Below are 17,837 nucleotides of genomic sequence, written 5' to 3'. Positions count from 1 at the left end.
CACCCCCCAGGTCATGCCTTCGACAGGGGGGAACAGTCATGCCGGGCCCGGAGGCCAGCGGCCCTCTTGCAGGACCGCGGAAAACATAACGGGGGAGCCTCCCGCCCCCGTACAGGCCCCGCGTCCGCCCCTACGCCATCGGCGCGCCGTACCCGTCCTTCGGCACCGTGGCCTGGGTGAAGGGTTCCGGGTCGCGGGGGCCGAAGAGGGCGGTGAGGCCGAGATGGACGAGGAGGGCGGCCATCGGCCAGGCGAGGAGGGCCGCCTTGGCGTCGAGGGCGAGGGGGGCCGAGAAGGTGACGCCCTTGCCGGCCTCCTTGGCGTGGGCGAGGACGTCCTGGTCGGGGCCGAGCCACACGCCGAGCCGCCAGGCGACCACCGAGGCGAGCAGGCCGCCGAGGGCCAGGGCGACCACGAGCGGGATTCCGCCGCCGCGGCGCCAGGCGAACACGGCGAGGCCGGTGAGCGCCCCGCAGGCGAGGCCGAGGAGGGCGAAGGTGCCGTCGACGCCGATGGCCTGCTCGCCCTCGACGTCCTTGCGGTAGACGACCCAGCTGTTGTCCACGAGGTCCCCCACGAGCGGGACGCGCGGCGCCAGCCACACCCACAGCAGGCCGAGGACGAGTCCGAGGACGGCGACCGCGACGGTGATCACGGCGGCGTCCCGCAGTTCGGCCCTGAGACCGGGCCCGTCCGGACCGCCCGGCCCCTGCCCGGCGTCGAGGGGCCCGGACCCCGGGTACGCGCCCGGCGGCGGCCAGGCGTCGTGCGGGGTCGGCTCGTGCGGCGGCGGAGGAGGAGTCAGCGGTGCGGTCACCCTGACATCGTGCCAGCTGCGCCTGTGCGGCGCGTCATCGGACGGCGGCCCGGCGGTAGGCCCAGGTGGCGACGGCCAGCGAGGCCACGCCGACGCCCGCGCAGACCGCGAGGTCACCGAGGACGAACGCCCAGTCGGGGTCGGCCCGGAAGGTCCGCGCGAACGCCTCGACGCCGTACGTGGAGGGCAGCAGGTCCCGGATGAAGAGGACGCCGTCGGGCATCCGGTCGGGCGGCAGCACGCCGAGCAGCAGCGCCGCGGACATGCCGAGCTGCCCCAGCACGGTCGCCAGCTCGGGCCGGGGCGCGAGCAGCCCGAAGGCGGCGCCCAGCCCGGACAGGGCGGCGCCCGCGACGGGGATGACGAGGGCCAGCACCCACAGATGGGTGAGCGGCAGCCCGAACAGCACACAGCCGAAGACGGCCGTCACGAGCGTCCCCGGCACGGTGAAGGAGGCGTACGCGCCCGCCGCGCCCAGCACCACCGCGGCCGGGGGCACCGGCAGGGTGGCGTAGTGGTCGAGGCCGCCGCTGGCGCGCAGCTGCCCGAAGTACTGGGCGAGGAGGTTGAGCGCGACGAACGCGACGACGAGGACCGCCGAGCCCGCGACGACGGTCTCGGCCTCGCTCCCCCCGTCGACGACCCCGCGCATCATGATGAGGATGCCGACCGACTGGAAGGTCGCCACGAAGAGCAGCGGGATGCGCGCCACCCGCGCCCGGGACAGCTGCGCCCGGTACACGGCGACGAGCGAGGGCCACAGCCGGGCGCGCGGACCCAGCTCGGCGGCCTCGCGGACGGGCTGCTGCTGTTCCTGAACGGCCAGGGCGCTGCCCGGCAGAACCTCTGCGGGTACGACACTCACGTCGCGCTGCTCCTCTTCGGTCCGGGGTGGGGTCCGGATCGCGGTCCGGGGTGCGGCCCGGTGGTCCGGGGGCCGGTCCGGCCTTCGGTCGGGTGCGGGGCGGTGGCTGTGCTGTCCGATACGGACGCGGGGGCGGTCCTGCTCAAACCCTCACCAGCCCCTGCCGTGCGGCGCCGCCCAGCGCGAGGTAGACGTCCTCCAGGCTGGGCGTGGCGAGGGTGAAGTCGTCGAGGGCGGCGAAGGCGGCGCCGCCGGTGACGGTGGCGACGACCGCGCGGGCCTCCTCGGGGGCGAGCCGCAGCGTCCAGCGCCGCCCGGACTCCACGGCCCGCTCGCGCAGCGCGGCGACCTCGGGGACGTCGAGGGGGGCCCGCTCGCGCCACACCAGCTCGACCCGGACCTCGTCGGCGACCTGCTCCTTCAGCCCGGTGGGGGTGTCGCAGGCGATGACCCGGCCCTTGTCGAGGACGGCGACCCGGTCGAGGACGGTCTCGGCCTCGATGACGTTGTGGGTGACGAGCAGGACGGTCGTGCCGCGCTCGGCGCGCCGCCGGTCGACGGCGGACCACACGGCGCGCCGGGCGACCGGGTCCATGCCGGTGGTGGGTTCGTCGAGGACCAGCAGGGGCCGCTCCCCGACCAGCGCGGTCGCGAAGCAGGCGAGCCGCCGCTGCCCGCCGGAGAGGCGGCGCAGCGGGCGCCCGGCGAGGGGGGTGAGGCCGAGTTCGTCGAGGACGGCGTCGCGTTCGCGGCGGACCTCGCGCACGTCGAGGCCGCGCAGCCGTCCGGTGGTCTCGGCGGCGAGGGAGACGGTGAGGTCGTCGAGGGCGGTGGACTCCTGGCCGAGGTAGGCGAGGATGCGGGCGGCGCGCTCGGGGTGGCGCACGATGTCGTGGCCGAGGATGTCGACGCTGCCGCTGTCGGGCCGCATCAGCCCGGTGACCTGGCGGACGAGGGAGGTCTTCCCGGCGCCGTTGGGGCCGAGCAGCCCGAAGATCTCACCGCGCCGCACGTCGAGGCGTACGTCGTCGGTGGCGCGGACCTCGGGGGTGGCGGGGGTGCCGCGGCGGGCCCGGACCGCGGGGTAGGTCTTCGTCAGCCCGCGCACGGCACACACGACCTCGTCCCTGTGCCGAATGGTCGGTACCGCGCGCTTCCTCACAAGGGACGAGACTACGGGGTCGGCGACCCCCGTCCGCCGTCGGGGGCGTCCCGAGTGCCCGGTTCGGTCCGCTCAGTCCCCGGCCGTGGCGTGCTCGGCGGTGGTGCGGACGTCGACCTCGCGCCAGAAGCCCGCCCGGATGGCGTAGCGGTCGTGTTCGTCGATCTGGTCGTCCTTGTGGGCGAGGAGGCCGAAGCGGGCGGCGTAGCGCAGCAGCTCGCCGTCGACGCGGTGCGGGATGCGGGGGTACATCCCGGAGAGCTTCTGGAGGTGGCTCTGGTCGCCGAGGCGGCCCATCCAGCGGCGGGCGAAGACCTGGCCGACCTCGTAGGGGTCGCCGCCGACGGTGGTGATGTCCTCCTCGCGGTCGGCCCAGCGCTGCTCGGCGGTGGTGAGCTGGGCGAGGGTGGGCATGGCGGCGATCTCGGGCGGTTCGGGGGCGGTGCCGGGGCGGTCGACCCAGCCCTTGTCGGAGGACCAGCGCAGGGTGGCGGTGGGCGGGTGCGGAGCGGGCCCGGCGGGCGGGTGGTGGGGGGCGCCGGGGGCGCGCAGGGCGGCGAGGTCCTTGGGGGTGGGGACGCCCTTGTGGGCGGGGCCGCGTTCCTGGCCGCCGTGGTCGGCGGCGGGGGCCGGGGCGGTGTGGTCGCCGGGGTCGGGGGCCCGCTCGGCGGTGCGGGGGGCGTCGGGCAGCGGGGCGGAGAGGATCGCGGCGATCTCGGGCCGGGGCACGGGCGGCGGTGCGCAGATGCCGCCGTGCTCCTTGGCGCGGACGGCCTTGGTGATCCACGTACGGTCCAGGACGCGTCGTTCGTCGGCCTCGGCGACGAGGTCCTCGGACTGGTTGTAGTCGCCGTCGGCGGCCTGGACGGCCCAGAGGTGGACGGCGACGCCGTGCTCCTTGGCGGCCATCATGCCGGGCAGGAGGTCCCCGTCGCCGGTGACGAGGACGACGTCGGAGCAGGCGCGGTTGCGGGCCAGTTCGGTCAGCTCGGCGTGCATGGCGGCGTCGACGCCTTTCTGCGCCCAGCGGCCGTCGCTGCGGGTGAGGGCGCCGAGGCGGACGGTGACGCGGGGCATGACGCGCAGGCGGCGGTGTTCGGGCTGGGGGACGCGGTCGGGGGCGCCGTCGAACCAGTAGATGCGCAGCAGGGGGCGTTCGGTCTCGGACTCGGCCTGTTCGCGCAGGCCCTGGACGAGGGCGGCGTGGTCGACGGTGATCCGGGAACGCGAGGGTTCTCCCGCGAGGAGACTGGCGGCGGCCCCCAGCAGATACCCGGCGTCCACCAGGACGATGCAGCGGTCCACGCGACTCACCCTCTTTCCAGGGAGGTTTGCTTCCGGCCTGCTTCGAGTCTGCCCGACCTCGCGGGGGTTAACGGCCCGAACTCGATCTTCGGCGTGGCGTTTGCGCGCGGGTGCGCTCCGACGAGCCCTGTCACACACGGTAATTATCCGAAATGCGTCGTAAGTAAGCCTATGTGAATCTGATTCCGGTCCTGGTCCCTAGATCCCCAACAGGAGGCGGATTCCCATGGCCAAGAACAAGAACCGTGAGCGCAAGCAGCCCCAGTCGGCGCGTGGCCAGCAGGAGACGCGGCCCTCGGCGGCCGAGACGCGGACCGAGCAGCACCTCGCCGACGTGACACCGGGTGACATGGCCCGCAAGAGCCGGGAGAAGCGCTTCGGCCACAACTGACGTCCGTCTCGCGGCCTGTTGCGGGTCCGGGACGGAAACGAGAGGGGCACGTCCGGTGATCGGACGTGCCCCTCTCGTGCGTACGGGTGCGGGTCAGCCCGCCAGGCAGGCCGGGCCGAGCAGCACCTTGAGGTCGCCGAAGAGGGCCGGGTCGGGCTTGACGCGGTGCCGGTCCAGACGCAGCACGGTGGTCTTGGTCGGGCCCTGGAGCCGGATGCGGACCTCGCTGTCGCCACGGTGGTGGGTGAGGATCTCGCCGAGGCGGCTGACCATGGGCGGGGTGACCTTCATGGCCGGGATGGTGAGGATCACCGGCGCGTTGGTGCCCGCGTGGGAGAGGTCGGGCACCTGGAGTTCCATGGCGACCAGGCGGGGCACGTCCTCCCGCTTGTCGAGCCGTCCCTTGACGAAGACCACGGCGTCCTCGACGAGTTGGGTGGAGACCAGCTGGTAGGTGGCGGGGAAGAACATGCACTCGATGGACCCGGCGAGGTCCTCGACGGTGGCGATCGCCCAGGCGTTGCCCTGCTTGGTCATCTTGCGCTGGAGGCCGGAGATGATGCCGCCGATGGTGACGACCGCGCCGTCGGCGTGCTCGCCGCCGGTGAGCTGGGCGATGCCCGCGTCGGCCTTGTCGGACAGCACGTGTTCCAGGCCGAAGAGCGGGTGGTCGGAGACGTAGAGGCCGAGCATCTCGCGTTCCTGCGCGAGGAGGTACGTCTTCTCCCACTCGTCGGTGGTGAACTCGACGTCGAGGCCGAAGCCGGGTTCGCTGCTGGTCTCCTCGCCCATGCCGCCGAAGAGGTCGAACTGCCCCTCGGCCTCCTTGCGCTTGACCGCGACCACGTTGTCGATCATCGGTTCGTACTGCGCGGTGAGGCCCTTGCGGGTGTGGCCCATGGAGTCGAAGGCACCGGCCTTGATCAGGGACTCCGTGGTGCGCTTGTTGCAGACGACCGCGTCGACCTTGTCGAGGTAGTCGGGGAAGGAGCTGTACTTCCCCTTGGCCTTGCGGGACTTGATGATCGACTCGACGACGTTGGTGCCGACGTTGCGGACGGCGGTGAGGCCGAAGAGGATCACGTCGTCGCCCTGGGCGGCGAAGTTGGATTCCGACTCGTTGACGTTCGGCGGGAGGACCTTGATGCCCATGCGGCGGCACTCGTTGAGGTAGATCGCGGACTTGTCCTTGTCGTCCTTGACCGAGGTGAGCAGCCCCGCCATGTACTCGGCCGGGTAGTTGGCCTTGAGGTAGGCGGTCCAGTAGGAGACCAGGCCGTACGCGGCGGAGTGCGCCTTGTTGAACGCGTATCCGGCGAAGGGGACCAGGACGTCCCACAGGGCCTGGATGGCCTCGTCGCTGTAGCCGTTCTTGCGGGCACCGGCCTGGAAGATGGTGAAGTTCTTGGCCAGTTCCTCGGGCTTCTTCTTGCCCATCACGCGGCGGAGGATGTCGGCCTCGCCGAGGGAGTACCCGGCGATGATCTGGGCGGCCTTCTGCACCTGCTCCTGGTAGACGATCAGGCCGTAGGTGACCGCCAGGACCTCTTCGAGGGGTTCCTCCAGCTCCTTGTGGATCGGGGTGATCTCCTGGAGCTTGTTCTTGCGCAGCGCGTAGTTGGTGTGCGAGTCCATGCCCATCGGGCCCGGACGGTAGAGCGCCGACACGGCGGAGATGTCTTCGAAGTTGTCGGGCTTCATCAGGCGCAGCAGGGAGCGCATGGGGCCGCCGTCGAACTGGAAGACGCCCAGGGTGTCGCCGCGCTGGAGGAGTTCGAAGGTCTTGGGGTCGTCCAGCGGGAGGCTCAGGAGGTCGATGTCGACGCCCTTGTTGAACTTCACCATCTTGACGGCGTCGTCCATGATGGTGAGGTTGCGCAGGCCGAGGAAGTCCATCTTCAGCAGGCCGAGCGACTCGCAGCTCGGGTAGTCCCACTGCGTGATCGTCACGCCGTCGGTGTGGCGCACCCACACGGGGACGTGCTCGGTGATGGTCTCGCTGGACATGATGACGCCGGCCGCGTGCACGCCCATCTGCCGGACCAGGCCCTCGACGCCCTTGGCGGTGTCGATGACCTTCTTGACGTCCGCCTCGTTCTCGTACATCGCGCGGATCTCGCCCGCCTCGGTGTAGCGGGGGTGGGAGGGGTCGGTGATGCCGTTGAGGTCGATGCCCTTGCCGAGGACGTCGGCGGGCATGGCCTTGGTGAGGCGGTCGCCCATCGCGTACGGGTAGCCCAGCACGCGCGCGGAGTCCTTGATGGCGTTCTTCGCCTTGATCTTGCCGTAGGTGCCGATCATGGCGACCTTGTCGGCGCCGTACTTCTCCGTCACGTACCGGATGACCTCGACGCGCCGACGCTCGTCGAAGTCGATGTCGACGTCCGGCATGGAGACGCGCTCGGGGTTGAGGAACCGCTCGAAGATCAGGCCGTGCGGGATGGGGTCGAGGTCGGTGATGCCCATGGCGTAGGCGACGATCGAGCCGGCCGCGGAGCCTCGGCCGGGGCCGACGGCGATGCCCTGGTTCTTGGCCCACATGATGAAGTCGGCGACGACGAGGAAGTAGCCGGGGAACCCCATCTGGATGATGACGTCCATCTCGTACTCGGCCTGCTTCTGGCGGTCCTCGGGGATGCCGCCGGGGAAGCGGCGCTCCATGCCGCGGCGGACCTCCTCCTGGAACCAGGTGACCTCGGTGAAGCCGTCGGGGATGTCGAACTTCGGCATGAGGTTGCGGGACTCGAACATGCCGGAGGTGTCGATCTGCTCGGCGACCAGGAGGGTGTTGGCGCAGCCCTCCTGCCAGGCGTCCGAGGAGTCGACGGCGTACATCTCGTCGGTGGACTTGAGGTAGTAGCCGGTGCCGTCGAAGCGGAAGCGGTCGGGGTCGGAGAGGTTCTTGCCGGTCTGGATGCACAGCAGGGCGTCGTGGGCGGTCGCCTCGTGCGCGTACGTGTAGTGCGAGTCGTTGGTGACCAGGGGCGGGATGCCGAGCTTCTTGCCGATCCGCAGCAGTCCGTCGCGGACGCGGTGCTCGATCTCGATGCCGTGGTCCATCAGCTCCAGGAAGTACCGGTCCTTGCCGAAGATGTCCTGGTAGTCGGCGGCGGCCTTGAGGGCCTCCTCCTCCTGGCCGAGGCGCAGCCGGGTCTGGAGTTCGCCGGAGGGGCAGCCGGTGGAGGCGATGAGGCCCTCGGACCACTGCGCGATGGTCTCCTTGTCCATCCGCGGCCACTTCTGGAGCCAGCCCTCGGCGTACGCGTCGGAGGAGAGCCGGAACAGGTTGTGCAGGCCGGTGGCGTTCGCCGCCCAGATCGTCTTGTGGGTGTAGCCGCCGGAGCCGGAGACGTCGTCGCGCTTCTGGTGCGGCTGGCCCCACTGGATCTTCCGCTTGTTGCGCCGGGACTCGGGGGCGACGTACGCCTCGATGCCGATGATCGGGGTGACGCCCGCCTTCTTCGCGGTGTGGAAGAAGTCGTACGCGCCGTGCAGGTTGCCGTGGTCGGACATGGCGATGTGCGTCATGCCCATCTCGTTGCACGCGTCGAACATGTCCTTGAGCCGCGCGGCACCGTCCAGGAGCGAGTACTGGGTGTGGACGTGCAGGTGCGTGAACGGCGGCTTTGACACGGCTCGGCCTCCAAGGCGAACACTCGACGACAGGCTGCGGACGGTCCGGGGGGACAGCGTCGAAGTCTATGCCCCGGGACTGACACAGCCGGGGCTCCCCCGCGTACCTTCACTGCGGGGGGGGCGGGCACTTCGGCGCGGTCCCACCCGTTGGAGACGACAGAAACGCTGCCGTACACATAAGGCGCCGCACCGGTCGGCGCGGCGGCGGCACCAGGCACCAGGAGGCACCCAGCGATGTCGGCACCGCAGCTCAGGGACGAGTCGGACGAGCCTCGCGGCGAGGAGATCCTCGCCGTCTTCGACACCGCCTTCGGCCAGCTCCTGGCGGCCGACCCGGCCGCGTTCCGGGTGAAGTTCCGCAAGATGGCGGCCTCGGCCTTCGCGTTCTACCGGGGGACGGCGGCGCTGTTCTACCACGACCTGGACCAGGAGGACGCCGGGCGGGCGGACGGCACCCTGCGCAGCGGCCCCTACCTGGACGAGCGGACCTCGCGGGTGTGGATCCACGGCGACCTGCACGCCGAGAACTTCGGCACCTACATGGACTCCCAGGGCCGCCTGATCTTCAATGTCAACGACTTCGACGAGGCGTACGTCGGCCCCTTCACCTGGGACCTCAAGCGCTTCGCCGCCTCCATCGCCCTCATCGGGTACGCCAAGGCGCTCGGCGACGACCAGATCAGCGAGCTGGTGCGGGTGTACGCGGGCGCGTACCGCGAGCGCGTGCACCAGCTGGCGACCGGCGCCAAGGACGACGAGATCCCGCCGTTCACGCTGGACACCGCCGACGGGCCGCTGCTGGGCGCCCTGCGCGCGGCCCGCTCGCTGACCCGGTTCGGGCTGCTGGACTCGATGACGGAGATCCGCGACTTCGAGCGCCGGTTCGCGCCGGGCGGCGGCGCCGTCGAACTGGACGCCGCGACCCGGTACAAGGTCCTGGCCGCCTTCGACGGCTACCTGGAGACCCTCCCCGAGACCTCCCTGACCCGCCCCGACTCGTACCGGGTGAAGGACGTCGTGGGCCGCCGGGGCATCGGCATCGGCTCGGCCGGGCTGCCGTCGTACAACATCCTGCTGGAGGGCCACAGCGACGCCCTGGAGAACGACGTCGTGATCTACATCAAGCAGGCCCAGACCCCGGCCGTCTCCCGCCATGTCACCGACCCGGCGATCCGGGAGTACTTCCAGCACGAGGGCCACCGCACGGTGATCTCGCAGCGCGCGCTCCAGGCGCACGCCGACCCGTGGCTCGGCTGGACCGAGCTGGACGGCGCGGGCCAGCTCGTCGCCGAGGTCTCCCCGTACGCGGTGGACCTCGACTGGGGCGACCTCGACGACCCGGAGGAGATCGCGGCCGTCGTCGCCGACCTCGGCCGGGCCACCGCCGGGATGCACGCGGCGGCGGACGACACCTCCGGCGAGTCCCTGGTGCCGTTCTCCACCGAGCGGGCCATCGACGCGGCGCTCGCCGCCGACGAGGAGGGCTTCGCGCCGCTCCTCGTCGACTTCGCCCACTCCTACGGCGCCCGCGCGCGGGCCGACCACCAGATCTTCGTCGACCTGTTCCGCAACGGCCGGATTCCCGGCCTCTGAGCCGTCCGGCCCCGGCCGCGAGGACACTCACAGCAATCCTTTAGTGCTCCCTTACGGCACCCCGTGGCACACTCTCCTCCGACTATGGACATATCCGGGACCCGCCTCAGAGCCGCGCGCGCGGCGCTGTTCACGGCCTTCGTCGTGACGCTCAGCACCGCGTCGCACGTCCTGCTGTCGCGGGCCCCGCTGCCGCTGAACACCGTGGCCGCCGTCGCGGCCGCCGTGTTCGTCCTCGCGTACGCCCTCGCGGCCCGCGAGTGCGGCTTCGGGCGGATCGCCGCCCTGCTGGTCCCGCTGGAACTGGCCGCCGACACCCTGTTCACCACCGGCCAGCACGTCTGCTACGGCCGGGCGGGCGGCCCGGTCGCCGGTCCGCTGGCCACCGTCGGCTGGAACGTCCTGTGCGGCGACGGCACCCGGGTCGGCACCCCGCTGGCCCAGGTCGCGGGCACCGACCCGCAGCGGCTCGGCGCGGTCCTCGCCCACACCGACCCGGTCACCGGCTGGCTGCTGCTGGCCGCCCACGTCTCGGTGGGCCTGGCCGCCGCCGCCTGGCTGCGCCGGGGCGAGCGGGCCCTGGCCCAGTTGCTGCGGGCGGCGGGCGCGACCACCTTCCGGCCGCTGCTGCTCGCGGTGGCCGCCGTGACCGTCCGGTCCGCCCCGGCGGCCCGCCGCCTGCCGCGGCCCCGCCCGGTCCGGGCCGGCGGCCTCGACCTGCTCCTCGTGCACTCCCTGGGACGGCGTGGACCGCCGTGCTCGGTCCTGGCCGCCTGAGCGGCACGGCACACCCCCGGCCGCGTCGCGGCCGTCGAGCACGACCCGTCCCCCCGTATTCCCGCGCACCCGTGGTGCGCGTCCCCCAGGGAGATCACCCACATGAGCAAGCGGAACAGCCAGGCGGCGAAGACGGCGGCCCGGGAGCGGCTGCGCGTCGAACGCGAGCGTCAGGCCAAGCGCGCCAAGGTCCGGCGCCAGCTGATCGTGGCGGCCTCGGTCGTCGGCGTCCTCGCGGCGGCCGGCGGCATAGGTTACGCGGTCGTCCAGAACAACAAGCCGTCGTACTGGGAGGAGGCCAAGAGCGCCACCCTGGTCAAGCCCGCCAACACCAGCGGCAAGGACGGCACGACCGTCGTGATGGGCAAGAGCACCGCGAAGAACACCCTCGCCCTGTACGAGGACCCGCGCTGCCCCGTCTGCGCCCAGTTCGAGCAGACCGTCGGCGAGACGGTGAAGAAGGACTACGACGCGGGCAAGTACAAGCTGGAGTTCGTCGGCGCCAGCTTCCTCGACCGCGGCCTCGGCGGCGAGGGCTCCAAGAACGCGCTGAGCGCCCTGGGCGCCGCCCTGAACGTCTCCCCGGAGGCGTTCCTGGAGTACAAGACCGCGCTGTACTCGTCGAAGTGGCACCCCGAGGAGTCCGACGACAAGCTCAAGAACGACAGCTACCTCATCGAGATCGCGGACACCGTGCCCGCGCTGAAGGGGAACGCGGCGTTCAAGAAGGCGGTCGAGGACGGCACGTACGACCGCTGGGCGCTGGAGATGTCCGGCAAGTTCGACGACAGCGGCGTGACCGGCACCCCGACGCTGAAGCTCGACGGCAAGACGCTGACCGGCTCGGACGGCAAGAACGCGCCGATGACGGTCGAGGACTTCAACAAGGCGGTGACGACCGCCCTCAAGGGCTGAGCCGGGCGGTCCTCAGACGCCGAGCCGGGCGGTCCGCGAGGGCTGAGCCGGGCGGTCCGTAGGGGCTGACCCTCGGTCCGCGCCACGGGCGGGCGAAGAGCGGGCGAACTTTTGCGAGTTCGCCCGCTCTTTGTCGTACTGGTCAGTAATCTGATCGGCCGTGACCATCAGTCGATACAGATCAACAGAGAGCAGCGGCGCGCCCCTTGAGGGCACCGGCACCGGCGCCGCCCCGCTCGCCCCGCGCCGCCGTACGGTCGTCAAGGCCGCGGCCGCCACCGTCGTGCTGGCGGGCCCGCTGGCCGCCGCGCTCCCGGCGCGGGCCGCCGACGAGGCCCCCGCCTTCCTGCACGGCGTCGCCTCGGGCGACCCGCTGCCCGACGGCGTCCTGCTGTGGACCCGGGTGACCCCGACCGCCGCCGCCACCCCCGGCTCCGGCCTCGGCCCGGACACCGTGGTCGAGTGGACCGTCGCCCGCGACCGGGCGTTCACCTCGGTCGTCGCCAAAGGGTCCGTCACCGCGACCGCCGCCGCCGACCACACCGTCAAGGCCGACGTGCGCGGCCTGGCCCCGGCCACCGACTACTGGTTCCGCTTCTCGGCGGGCGGCACCGACTCCCCGGCGGCGCGCACCCGCACCGCGCCGGCGGCGGACGCGGCCGTGGCCGGGCTGCGCTTCGGCGTGGTCTCCTGCGCCAACTGGGAGGCGGGCTACTTCTCCCCGTACCGGCACCTCGCCGCCCGCGGCGACCTCGACGCCTGGCTGCACCTCGGGGACTACATCTACGAGTACGGCAGCGGCGAGTACGGCACCCGCGGCACCGTCGTCCGGCCGCACGCGCCCGCCCACGAGATCCTCACCCTCGCCGACTACCGCGTACGGCACGGCCGGTACAAGACCGACCCCGACCTCCAGGCCCTGCACGCGAAGGCGCCGGTCGTCGCGATCTGGGACGACCACGAGATCGCCAACGACGCCTGGTCCGGCGGCGCCGAGAACCACACCGAGGGCGCCGAGGGCCCGTACGTCTCCCGGCAGGCCGCCGCGAAGCAGGCCTACTTCGAGTGGATGCCGGTCCGCCCGGCGCTGGCGGGCACCACCTACCGGCGGCTGCGCTTCGGCAAGCTCGCCGACCTCTCCCTGCTGGACCTGCGGTCCTTCCGCTCCCGGCAGGTCTCCGTCGGCGACGGCGACGTCGACGACCCGGACCGCACCCTGACCGGCCGCGCCCAGCTCGACTGGCTGAAGGCGGGCCTGTCCGCCTCGGACACCACCTGGCGGCTGGTCGGCAACCCGGTGATGATCTCGCCGTTCGCGGTCGGCTCGCTCACCGCGGAGCTGCTCAAGCCGCTGGCCGAGCTGCTCGGTCTGCCCGGCGAGGGACTCGCCCTCAACACCGACCAGTGGGACGGCTACACCGACGACCGGCGCGAACTCCTCGCCCACCTGCGGTCGCACGCGATCCGCAACACCGTCTTCCTCACCGGCGACATCCACATGGCGTGGGCCAACGACGTGCCCGTGAACGCCGGGACCTACCCGCTGTCCGCGTCCGCGGCCACCGAGTTCGTGGTCACCTCGGTCACCTCGGACAACCTGGACGACATCGTGAAGGTCCCCGAGGGCACCGTCTCCGCGCTCGCCGCACCGCTGATCCGGGCCGCCAACCGGCACGTCCACTGGGTCGACACCGACCGCCACGGCTACGGCGTCCTCGACCTCACCGCCGCCCGCGCGCAGATGGACTTCTACGTCGTCTCCAGCCGCACCACCCCGGACGCCACCTCCGCCTGGGCCCGCTCCTACCGCACCCGCAGCGGCACGCAGAAGGTGGAGCGCACCTACGACCCCGTGTGACCGGCGCGGCCGTGACGCCGTGACGCAGTGAACCCGCGAGTCCGTGGGCCTGTAGGCCCGTGAGCCTGTAGGCCCGTGGGCCTCTGTGGGCCGGTGGGCCTGTGTGGGCCTACAGGCCGCCGAGGAAGCCGAGCGCCACCCGCCAGGTGGCCTCGGCGGCCTCCGCGTCGAAGTCCGGCAGGTCGGGGTCGGTGTAGAGGTGGCCCGCGCCCGCGTAGCGGTAGACCTCCACGTCGGCGCCCGCGCGGCGCATCTGGAGATACCAGGCGCTCAGCCAGTCGTCGGTCTCGAAGGGGTCCGGCTCGGCCACGTGCAGCTGGACGGGCAGGTCGTCCACCGACGCGTTCGGCGCGAGGTCGGACGTGCCGTGCAGGAGCAGCAGCCCGCGCGCCCGCTCGTCGCCGAGGGCGAGGGTCTGCGCGATCGAGGCGCCGAGGGAGAACCCGGCGTACACGAGGCCGCGCTCGGAGTAGGGCGCGGCGGCCAGCACGGCTCTGCGCAGCAGCTCGTCCTTGCCGATCGCCTCGTTGTGCGCCATGCCCTCCTCGACCGTGTCGAACACGCGTCCCTCGAAGAGGTCCGGGGTCCACACCTCGTGCCCGGCGGCGCGCAGCCGGTCGGCCGCCGCGGCCACCGCGGGGCGGGGCCCGTAGGTCGAATGGAAGAGCATGATGTTCATGGGGCCATGGTGCCAGCCGCCACCGACAACGCCGCACGCGCCGAACCCCGCCCCACGGGCCGCGTGCCCCGTTTCACAGAAACCCCATGTTCACGACCCGGCCCCACCGGTTAGGCGCGAAGGCATGGAGAACCTGCTCCGCCCCCTGATCGTGGTCGGCGGTTCGGTCGTACTGACGCTGTTCATCGGCTGGGCCACCGACCGCCTCCTGTCCAAGGCCGACCGACGGCACCCGGAGACCCCCCTGTGGGGGCTCCTGCGTCGCGGCCGCATCCCCTACCAGCTCGTCCTGTGCGCGGCCTTCCTGAGAGGGTCGTACGACGAGGCGGAACTCCTGGTGGACCACCGGGTCGGCATCGGCCGCACCCTGACGCTGGTCCTCATAGGGTCCGCCGCGTGGCTCGCGATCCGGATCGCGGGCGCCGTCGTGGAGACCTCGTACAGCCGCTACGCGCGCGTGCACCGCGACGCGGCGCGGGTGCGCCGGGTGCGCACCCAGGTGTCGCTCATCATGCGGGTCGTGTCGGCGGTCGTCGGGGTGGTCGCCGCGGCGTCGATGCTGCTGACGTTCCCGGCGTTCCGCGCGGCGGGCGCCTCGCTGCTGGCCTCGGCCGGGGTGCTCGGCATCGTCGCCGGTGTCGCCGCCCAGTCCACCCTGAGCAACATGTTCGCCGGGTTCCAGATCGCGTTCGGCGACATGGTGCGCATGGGCGACACGGTGGTGGTCGACGGCGAGTGGGGCACGGTCGAGGAGATCACGCTGACCTTCCTGACCGTCCGCACCTGGGACGAGCGCCGCATCACGATGCCGGTCTCGTACTTCACGTCGAAGCCCTTCGAGAACTGGTCGCGCGGCACCCCGGAGATGACCGGCATCGTCTACTGGCACCTGGACCACTCGGCACCGGTCGAGGCGATGCGCGAGAAGCTGCGCGACATCCTGCGCGAGAGCCCGGCCTGGGACGGCCGCGCGCACGGCCTGGTCGTCACCGACAGCACGCCCACCACGCTCCAGGTGCGGGCACTGGTGACCGCGAAGGACGCCGACGACATCTGGACGATCCGCGTCACGGTCCGCGAGGAGATGATCCGCTGGCTGTCCGAGGAGCACCCGTACGCCCTGCCCCGCGTCAACACCGCCGAGGCCGCCCTCGTACCGGGCCGGACGGACGCCACCCGCGTCACCGGCGCCATCGGCCCGCAACGCCGCGCCCACGAGTCCCCACACGCGGACCGCTGACCCCACCACCGGACGGGGCCGCGCGGGCACGCTCAGCGGCCCCGCTCGGCCCCGCCGTTGACCTGGACGACCTGCGAGGTGACGTGTCCGGCGGCCGGGGAGGCCAGCCAGTGCAGCGTGGCGGCCACGTCGTCCGGGGTCCCGGGCCGCCCGGTCGAGGTCTCCCCCACCAGCCGCTCGCGGCGCGCCGGGTCGATGGCCCCGCCGAAGAACCCGGTGTCCTCGACGTAGCCGGGCGCGACGAGGTTCACGGTGATCCCGCGCGGCCCCAACTGCCGGGCCAGGTCGTGGGCGTACGGGTGCAGCGCGGCCTTGGCGCCGCCGTACGCCCCGCTGCCGGACCCCCGGTAGGCGGCGATCGAACTGAGGAACAGCACCCGTCCGCCCCCGTCGGCGAGCCGGTCTTTGAGTGCCTCGGTGAGCAGGGCCGCGGAGAGCGTGTTGCCGCGGAAGGTCACTGTCCAGTCGTGCGCGACCCGGTCGAGCGGGTCGTCGCTGTCGGCCGGGGGTTCCAGCTGCCCGGCGCCACCGGCGGCGTGCACCAGCACGTCGACCCGCCCGAGCCGCTCCGCGACGTACCGCGCGACGCCGCGCACCTGTTCCGGCTCGCTCAGGTCGGCGGCGTGGGTCAGCGCCCCGCCGAGTTCCCCGGCGGCCTGCTCCAGCACCCCGGCCCGCCGCCCGAGCAGCAGCACCCGGTCCCCGTCCGCGGCGAACAGCCGCGCCGCCGCACGCCCGATGCCGGTTCCCCCGCCACTGACCACCACGTTCCGCGCCATGATCCGACCCTACGGCCGCGGGCGGGGCGCCCGGCCCGGGTTCACGAGGTTGTCACGGGGCGCGGGGCGTCGACGTCCGCGTGGGCGGGGGCGGAGCACGTGAAGGGGCGAGATGCCGGACCCCTGGCGGTCTGCCCCCCGGTTCACTTCAGGCTGCGTACGTCCAGGTGCCGCAGTACGCGGTCCACGATCTCCGGGTCGGCTCCCGGTTCGCTGCGGGCGGCGACGACCTCGTGGCGGGCGGCGCTCAGCATCTCGGCCTGGATGCGCCGCAGCCGTTTCAGCCGCTTGACCCGGTGGTCGTGGCCCTCGCGGCGTTCGTCCTCGCCCAGGTCGGGGCTGATCCGCAGGCCGATGTCGAGGGCGCGCCGGATCATCTGCTCGGACAGCTCCTCCGGGAGGTCCTCCTCCTTCTCGATCTCCCGGAGTCGCTGGCGCGCGGCCTTCGCGGCCCGGACCGCCAGCTCCTTCTCGATGGCCTTCTCGTGGTCGGTGTCGGCCTGCACGCCCAGCCGTTTCACCAGCCAGGGCAGGGTCAGTCCCTGGAGCACCAGCGTCGCCATGATCACCCCGAAGGCGATGAAGACGATCTCGTCCCGGTTGGGGAAGGCGCCCCCGTCCTCGGTCTTGAGCGGGATGGCGAGCGCCAGCGCCACGGACGCCACACCGCGCATCCCGGACCACCACATGACGACCGTCTCCCGCACGCTGGTCGGGATGTCCTCGTCGCTGTCGCGCCGCGCGTGCAGCCGCTGGGCGAGCCAGCTCGCGGGCAGCAGCCACAGCAGCCGTACGACGATCACCACGGCCGCGATCGCCCCGGCCCAGCCGAGGAGTTCGCCCCAGCGCCCGGACGCGGTGCGGATCGCCATGTGCAGTTCGAGCCCGATCAGCCCGAAGGCCACCCCGGTGACGAGGGTGTCGACGATGTCCCAGAAGGTGTGTCCGGCGAGCCGGGTCATCACGTCGTCGGGGTCGGTGGCGTACTCGGAGAGGAACAGCGCGGTGGTCAGCACGGCGAGCACCCCGGACCCGTGGAACTCCTCGGCGAGCACGTAGGAGGCGTACGGCACGAGGAGGGTGAGCCCGATCTGGAGGGTGGGGTCGCCGAGCAGGTCCATCAGCTTGTTGGCGCCCCAGCCGAGCACGAGTCCGACGGCGACCGCGACGACCGCGGAGAGCACGAGGTCGAGTCCGGCGTCCCAGGCCGAGAAGGAGCCGCCGACGGCGGCGGCGATGGCCACGTGGTAGAGCACGATCGCGGTGACGTCGTTGAAGAGCCCCTCGCCCTCCAGGATGGACACCAGGCGGCGCGGCAGCCCGAGCTGGCCCGCCACGGAGGTGGCCGCGACCGGGTCGGGCGGCGCGACGAGCGCGCCGAGGGCCACGGCGGCGGCGATCGGCAGGCCGGGCACGATCTGGTGGGCGACGGCCGCGACGCAGACGGCGGTGACGAAGACGAGGGCGACGGCGAGCAGGAAGATGGGCCGTTTGTTCGCCGTGAACTGCCGCCAGGAGGTGCGCCGTACGGCCGCGTAGAGCAGGGGCGGCAGCAGCAGCGGCAGGATCAGGTCCGGGGGGACGCTGACGTTGGGGACGAAGTCGAGGACCGCGAGGACGATCCCGAGGAGGGTCATCAGGATCGGCGCGGGCAGTCCCCACCGGTCGCCGATCGGGACGCTCACCACGGCCCCGAGCAACAGGACGAACAACAGGGCCAACTGATCCACGGTCAGTGCTCCGGGGGTGGGACGACAGGGGCTGGGACGCCGTACGGGCGGGCCTCCAGCCTGCCACGCCCCCGCTCCGACCAGCCCGTC

The 17,837-nt window shown here is 72.4% G+C and carries 14 protein-coding genes; 6 read left to right on the top strand and 8 right to left on the bottom strand.

Translation table 11 applies throughout. The features are described 5' to 3' along the window. Positions 1 to 130: 130 nt before the first annotated feature. The 4 genes from ACIQPQ_RS04455 to ACIQPQ_RS04440 all read right to left on the bottom strand — a co-directional run bounded on the left by ACIQPQ_RS04455 (position 131) and on the right by ACIQPQ_RS04440 (position 4,149). Positions 131 to 817: a hypothetical protein gene (locus ACIQPQ_RS04455; RefSeq protein ID WP_401299519.1), complete on the bottom strand. Its 687-nt coding sequence runs from the start codon at positions 815 to 817 to the stop codon at positions 131 to 133. Positions 818 to 851: 34 nt separating this feature from the next. After that, on the bottom strand, positions 852 to 1,682 hold the full coding sequence (locus ACIQPQ_RS04450; protein ID WP_401299516.1) for an ABC transporter permease: 831 nt from the start codon (positions 1,680 to 1,682) through the stop codon (positions 852 to 854). Between the two features lie 142 nt (positions 1,683 to 1,824). Further along, positions 1,825 to 2,799, bottom strand: a complete 975-nt coding sequence (locus tag ACIQPQ_RS04445; RefSeq protein ID WP_401299514.1) for an ABC transporter ATP-binding protein — start codon at positions 2,797 to 2,799, stop codon at positions 1,825 to 1,827. Positions 2,800 to 2,916: 117 nt separating this feature from the next. After that, positions 2,917 to 4,149, bottom strand: coding sequence for an NYN domain-containing protein (locus ACIQPQ_RS04440; RefSeq protein WP_401299511.1), 1,233 nt, complete (start codon positions 4,147 to 4,149; stop codon positions 2,917 to 2,919). Positions 4,150 to 4,375: 226 nt separating this feature from the next. Between ACIQPQ_RS04440 and ACIQPQ_RS04435 the strand changes: the two genes are divergently transcribed. Beyond that, entirely contained in the window at positions 4,376 to 4,540 is a 165-nt protein-coding gene (locus ACIQPQ_RS04435) for a hypothetical protein (protein WP_383773545.1), read from the top strand. Positions 4,541 to 4,633: 93 nt separating this feature from the next. Here ACIQPQ_RS04435 and dnaE read toward each other — a convergent pair whose 3' ends face one another. Further along, positions 4,634 to 8,173, bottom strand: coding sequence for a DNA polymerase III subunit alpha (dnaE, locus tag ACIQPQ_RS04430; protein ID WP_401299508.1), 3,540 nt, complete (start codon positions 8,171 to 8,173; stop codon positions 4,634 to 4,636). Positions 8,174 to 8,410: 237 nt separating this feature from the next. On the opposite strand from dnaE, the gene ACIQPQ_RS04425 reads away from it, so the two are divergent. The 4 genes from ACIQPQ_RS04425 (at position 8,411) to ACIQPQ_RS04410 (ending at position 13,319) form a co-directional block, all read left to right on the top strand. Continuing rightward, on the top strand, positions 8,411 to 9,769 hold the full coding sequence (locus ACIQPQ_RS04425; RefSeq protein ID WP_401299506.1) for a DUF2252 domain-containing protein: 1,359 nt from the start codon (positions 8,411 to 8,413) through the stop codon (positions 9,767 to 9,769). 84 nt (positions 9,770 to 9,853) lie between these two features. Further along, a complete protein-coding gene (locus tag ACIQPQ_RS04420; protein WP_401299503.1) occupies positions 9,854 to 10,546 on the top strand; it encodes a hypothetical protein in 693 nt (230 codons plus the stop codon). Positions 10,547 to 10,648: 102 nt separating this feature from the next. After that, positions 10,649 to 11,461 carry a thioredoxin domain-containing protein gene (locus tag ACIQPQ_RS04415; RefSeq protein WP_401299500.1) on the top strand — a complete coding sequence of 271 codons (813 nt, stop codon included), beginning with the start codon at positions 10,649 to 10,651 and terminating at the stop codon, positions 11,459 to 11,461. Between the two features lie 166 nt (positions 11,462 to 11,627). Further along, entirely contained in the window at positions 11,628 to 13,319 is a 1,692-nt protein-coding gene (locus ACIQPQ_RS04410) for an alkaline phosphatase D family protein (RefSeq protein WP_401299652.1), read from the top strand. Positions 13,320 to 13,428: 109 nt separating this feature from the next. On the opposite strand, the gene ACIQPQ_RS04405 is transcribed toward ACIQPQ_RS04410, so the two are convergent. After that, on the bottom strand, positions 13,429 to 13,998 hold the full coding sequence (locus ACIQPQ_RS04405) for a dienelactone hydrolase family protein (RefSeq protein WP_383773535.1): 570 nt from the start codon (positions 13,996 to 13,998) through the stop codon (positions 13,429 to 13,431). Between the two features lie 124 nt (positions 13,999 to 14,122). Here ACIQPQ_RS04405 and ACIQPQ_RS04400 point away from each other — a divergent pair, with 124 nt between their 5' ends. Further along, the gene (locus tag ACIQPQ_RS04400; protein WP_401299497.1) at positions 14,123 to 15,238 is read left to right on the top strand and encodes a mechanosensitive ion channel family protein; all 1,116 of its coding nucleotides are present in this window, start codon (positions 14,123 to 14,125) and stop codon (positions 15,236 to 15,238) included. Positions 15,239 to 15,270: 32 nt separating this feature from the next. On the opposite strand, the gene ACIQPQ_RS04395 is transcribed toward ACIQPQ_RS04400, so the two are convergent. Together ACIQPQ_RS04395 and ACIQPQ_RS04390 are read right to left on the bottom strand one after the other, a co-directional pair. Beyond that, positions 15,271 to 16,017, bottom strand: a complete 747-nt coding sequence (locus ACIQPQ_RS04395; RefSeq protein ID WP_401299494.1) for an SDR family NAD(P)-dependent oxidoreductase — start codon at positions 16,015 to 16,017, stop codon at positions 15,271 to 15,273. A 143-nt stretch (positions 16,018 to 16,160) separates the two neighbouring features. Beyond that, entirely contained in the window at positions 16,161 to 17,747 is a 1,587-nt protein-coding gene (locus ACIQPQ_RS04390; RefSeq protein WP_401299492.1) for a Na+/H+ antiporter, read from the bottom strand. Positions 17,748 to 17,837: the final 90 nt, after the last annotated feature.

The organism is Streptomyces sp. NPDC091281 (assembly GCF_044757425.1).
GTDB lineage: Bacteria > Actinomycetota > Actinomycetes > Streptomycetales > Streptomycetaceae > Streptomyces.
The sequence above is the reverse complement of the archived record's forward strand: the minus strand, read 5'-3'. Positions and strand labels throughout refer to the sequence as shown.

What these genes read in the sequence shown, in the direction of transcription:
- ACIQPQ_RS04425 (WP_401299506.1), top strand. Translation starts at nt 8,411, where the DNA reads ATGTCGGCACCGCAGCTCAGGGACGAGTCGGACGAGCCTCGCGGCGAG.
- ACIQPQ_RS04400 (WP_401299497.1), top strand. Translation starts at nt 14,123, where the DNA reads ATGGAGAACCTGCTCCGCCCCCTGATCGTGGTCGGCGGTTCGGTCGTA.
- ACIQPQ_RS04435 (WP_383773545.1), top strand. Translation starts at nt 4,376, where the DNA reads ATGGCCAAGAACAAGAACCGTGAGCGCAAGCAGCCCCAGTCGGCGCGT.
- ACIQPQ_RS04415 (WP_401299500.1), top strand. Translation starts at nt 10,649, where the DNA reads ATGAGCAAGCGGAACAGCCAGGCGGCGAAGACGGCGGCCCGGGAGCGG.
- ACIQPQ_RS04395 (WP_401299494.1), bottom strand. Translation starts at nt 16,017, where the DNA reads ATGGCGCGGAACGTGGTGGTCAGTGGCGGGGGAACCGGCATCGGGCGT.
- ACIQPQ_RS04420 (WP_401299503.1), top strand. Translation starts at nt 9,854, where the DNA reads ATGGACATATCCGGGACCCGCCTCAGAGCCGCGCGCGCGGCGCTGTTC.
- ACIQPQ_RS04405 (WP_383773535.1), bottom strand. Translation starts at nt 13,998, where the DNA reads ATGAACATCATGCTCTTCCATTCGACCTACGGGCCCCGCCCCGCGGTG.